Origin of the sequence: Morganella sp. EGD-HP17 (genome assembly GCF_000512315.2) — a bacterium.
Taxonomy (GTDB): domain Bacteria; phylum Pseudomonadota; class Gammaproteobacteria; order Enterobacterales; family Enterobacteriaceae; genus Morganella; species Morganella morganii.
This window is the reverse complement of record NZ_AZRH01000037.1, coordinates 1-4,630: the sequence shown is the minus strand read 5'-3', so window position 1 is coordinate 4,630 and position 4,630 is coordinate 1. Positions and strand designations below refer to the sequence as shown.

1 protein-coding gene and 2 pseudogenes are annotated in these 4,630 nt (G+C 54.8%); 2 read left to right on the top strand and 1 reads right to left on the bottom strand.

Features of this window, described 5'->3' with window-relative positions:
- Positions 1–3,778: invasin domain 3-containing protein (locus X965_RS18335; RefSeq protein WP_172794105.1), on the top strand; the 3,778-nt coding region annotated here is incomplete at its 5' end.
- Positions 3,779–3,893: 115 nt separating this feature from the next.
- On the opposite strand, the pseudogene X965_RS18330 reads toward X965_RS18335, so the two are convergent.
- Positions 3,894–4,437: pseudogene (locus tag X965_RS18330) on the bottom strand (integrase core domain-containing protein); the annotation flags it as partial.
- A gap of 64 nt (positions 4,438–4,501) precedes the next feature.
- Between X965_RS18330 and X965_RS19445 the strand changes: the two are divergent.
- Positions 4,502–4,630 (top strand): annotated as a pseudogene (locus X965_RS19445) (IS6 family transposase); the annotation flags it as partial.

The window sequence follows — 4,630 nt, the reverse complement described above, 5'->3', positions numbered from 1 at the left end:
TGAATCCGCGGCCTTAACGGCCACCACGGTGACGGTGCCGAATGCCACACAGAAGGCCGGCAGCAGCTGGGCGGACCACGGCGACGGCCGCTACACCGGCACCTATGTGGCAAACACAGCGGGCACGGGGCTGAAGGCGACCCTGCAGCTGGGCACGTGGGGCGGTGCGGCAGAATCCGCGGCCTACGCCATCACGGCGGGTAATGCGGTACAGGCCACCTCAGCCATCAGCACGAATAACACCACGTACACCGCCGGGGAAGACATCACGGTGACGGTGACACTGAACGACGCGCAGGGCAACGGGGTTGCCGGTGAATCCGCGGCCTTAACGGCCACCACGGTGACGGTGCCGAATGCCACACAGAAAGCCGGCAGCAGCTGGACTGATAATGGTGACGGCAGCTACACCGGCACGTACACGGCAGAGACCGCGGGTACCGGGCTGAAAGCCACCCTGCAGCTGGGCGCGTGGGGCAGTGCGGCAGAGTCCGCGGCCTACACCATCATGGCAGGCGAGCCGGCAGAAGGCACGTCGGCCATCAGCACGGATAACACCGCATACACCGCGGGCACGGACATCACGGTGACGGTGACGCTGAACGACGCGCAGGGTAACGCGGTTAAAGGACTGGTGCGGGACGTAATTTCCGCTGTGACGGTCCCGAATGCGACAGTGAAATCCGGCACCGGTACTACCGGCTGGCGTGACAACGGCGACGGCAGTTACACCGGCACCTATGTGGCCCATACCGCCGGCACCGGCCTGAAAGCCACCCTGCAGCTGGGTGAGTGGGGCAGCGCGGCCGAGTCCGCGGTGTACACCATTACGCCGGGCAGTGAAGACTGGCGCTCCTCAGGTATCGCTGTGGATAACACCAGCTACATTTCCGGCAGTGATATCACGGTAACGGTGACGCTGAAGGATGCGCAGGGTAACGCACTAAGCGGCAGGGCGGACGAATTGGCCGGCAGGGTTGAGGTCGGCGGGGACTCGCTGATGAAAGAGGGCAGCAGCTGGACGGATAACGGAGACGGCACGTACACCGGCATTTATGTGGCGAACAAGGCAGGTATTGGTGGTAATTATTATGCCGTTCTGTATGTTGGCGGAGTACAACAGTATATTCGCTCCCGAAGTTTTGTTATCACGGCAGGCAGTGCGGCGCAGGCCACCTCCGTTATCTCGACGGACCGTATTACCTACACGGCAGGTATGGATATCGAGGTGGCGGTAACGCTGTATGATGCACAGGGCAACTATATTAATGCTGAGTCTGCGGAGTCCGCGGTCTCTGCATCCACGGTGACAGTGCCTAATGCGTCGCTGAAACCCGGCAGCAACTGGACGTTAAAAGGTCGCAGCTCGTACGTCCGCACCTATGTGGCAGAGACGACGGACACGGGGCTGAAGGCGACCCTGCAGCTGGATACGTGGGACGGCGCGGCAGAATCCGGAGCGTACAGCATCACGGCAGGCAGACCGGCACAGGCAACCTCCGTTATCTCGGTGGATAACACCAGCTACACGGCGGGCAATGATATCATTGTGACGATCAGCTTTAAGGATGCGCAGGGTAACAGTGCTGTCGCCGGGGGCGGCGACTTCATTTCCACGGTGACGGTACCGAATGCAACACAGAAAGCGGGCGGCTGGACGAACAACGGCGACGGCAGTTATACCAGCACCTATGTGGCAAATACGGCGGGGACGGAACTGAAGGCACTCCTGCAGCTGAGTGACTGGGACGGAGCGGCAGAATCCGCGGCCTACGCCATCACGGCGGGTAATGCGGCAGAGGCCACGTCAGTCATCAGCACGGACAAAACCGCCTACACCGCCGGGGAAGACATCACGGTGACGGTGACGCTGAACGACGCGCAGGGCAACGGGGTTGCCGGTGAATCCGCGGCCTTAACGGCCACCACGGTGACGGTGCCGAATGCCACACAGAAAGCAGGCAGCTGGACGGACAACGGCGACGGCAGTTACACCGGCACGTACACGGCAGAGACCGCGGGTACCGGGCTGAAAGCCACCCTGCAGCTGGGCGCGTGGGGCGGTGCGGCAGAGTCCGCGGCCTACGCCATCACGGCGGGTAATGCGGCACAGGCCACCTCGTCCGTCAGCACGGATAACGCCACGTACACCGCGGGCACGGACATCACGGTGACGGTGACGCTGAAGGACGCACAGGGCAACGGGGTTGCCGGTGAATCGGCGGCCTTAACGGCCATCACGGTGACGGTGCCGAATGCCACCATGACATCCGGCAGCAGCTGGACTGATAATGGTGACGGCAGCTACACCGGCACGTACACGGCGGAGACCGCCGGCACCGGGCTGAAGGTTTCCCTGCAGCTGAACACGTGGGACAGTGCGGCAGAGTCTGCGGCCTACGCCATCACGGCGGACAGCAGTATGCCGGACAAGGATAAATCCGAGCTGATGGCGGAACCGCAGACGATCATGGCCGATGGCAGTGATGAATCCGAGCTGACGCTGGTGCTGCGGGATGCCAACGGTAACGGGGTGTCCGGTCAAACTGTGTTGTTCAGTACGGATTTGATAGATGTAAAGTTCAGTATAGTGACGGATAAGGGGGATGGTGTCTACACGGCGACCTTAACGGGAACCAACGCTGGCGCAGCACCGTTGACGGTGACCGTCAACGGCACCGTACTGCCGGTTGCCGGTGTCACTGTCAACCTGACTGGCGATGCTGCAACTGCAACAGTCACCAGTGTATATCTCAATGGTGTGCAGACACGGAAGATTGCAAACGGCACTGATTCGTTTGAATTTATTGCTGAAGTCCGTGATGAGAACAACAACCCGGTTAGTGATGTAATGATTGACTGGACAAGTACTGCAGGAACTTACGCTACATTTTCTGATACTCAACTACCGACAGATGCAGAGGGTAAAGCATTCGTCAAACTGATCAGCACTAAGACCCCGGTCAATGACATTGTGGTTCGTGCTGCCATACAGGGAAAACCAGACAAAGTCAATGCTGAACAAAAAGTCTCCTTTGAAAAGCTCTACACAACGTCGGTGTTGGTGATTGACGCAGTGGCCACAGGAGATAAACCGATTATCGGGGCACATGTTAAGATCTTAACAGAAGACGGATCGGAATTGCTGTTCGAGGATACAACAGATGCAACCGGTAAGTTTAAGGTTGACCTTGTTGGCGGAAAGTATTTAGTAGAAATCACAGCGGCTAATTATGAATCCTATAATGACTTCATGGAAGTAACGAGTAATGAAAACGCTAACTTTAAGTTTGCATTGTCTCCGGCGCTGGGTCCTGAATTAGGCCGTATTATTTTGTCGTGGAGTGCATCGCCAAAAGATTTGGATGCTCATTTACTGGTTCCGCGTATTGGCGGCGGAACTCGGTATAATGTGGGGACTGGCAATAAAACTCCTGCGGGTGCGGATGCAGTACTAGATATAGATGCAATGGATTATCCGGGAATTGAAACTATCACTATAGCTAACGGGCATGTGGGAACGTATAGATATTACGTTAGGAATTACTCAGGGCCTTCCATAAGCGAAAAGACAAAAGTGAATGTGCAAATCATCCTGAATCAAAATTTAACACTGAAACCAGGAACATCTTATAAGATGAGTTTTAGTGGCGTTCCTAATAGTCCGAGTCCGGTTTATAAAGATTATAACTGGATTGTATTTGATCTCATCGTGGATGAGAATAATGAGGTTGAGGTAGTGCCAATAGAAACGGTATCAAAAGATACCCCTACATAAGAAGGATTACAATAATAAAGAAACAACCGGCAGAAACGCCGGTTGTTTCTCATAAAATGTACTAGCTCAGACCTGAGCTGACAGTTACCGGTTATTTATACAGGTGTCTGTCAGATTAAATCTGGTTCAGATTCTTTTTTGTCCAGACCCGTTTTCCATCAAGTAACGTGGCCATCGGCGTACGCCCGCAGCACATTTTCCCCTGATGAGTTCGCTCATTATTGTAGTGCCACAACCAGTTGTCCAGATCCATTTGCAGGCTCTTCAGGTCGGCATATAGCTTCTTGCGGAACGTAACCTGATAAAATTCCTGTAAAATGGTTTTATGGAACCACTCGCAGATACCATTCGTCTGCGGAGACATCGCCTTCGTTTTTGTATGGTCTATGTCATTGATGGCCAGATACAGCTGGTAATCATGCTGCTCTACTTTACCGCAGTACTCTGTACCCCTGTCGGTCAGTATTCTCAGCATTGGCAGACCCTGAGCCTCATAGAAAGGCAGAACGCGATCATTAAGCAGGTCGGCAGCAGTGATCGGTGTTTTACTTGTATACAACTTACAGTGTGCCACTTTCGAGTACGTATTCACGAACGTCTGTTGTCTGTTGATAGATACGGCCGACACCTTTCAGATTGCCAACATAGAACGTATCGGGCTTGTTGCAAAAATTGAGTTGATGAGGAACACTGAAGCCAGAGTCTCTTTCAAGGGGAAGTTCAATGGTACCTGACGATTTTAAATGGAAGCATTTTGCACCGGCTATTATCCTGTGGTGCCTTCGATGGTATGGCTCGACGCCACTGAGTTATGCTCACGTCAGCGATATGTTGGCTGAGCGGGGCATTTCC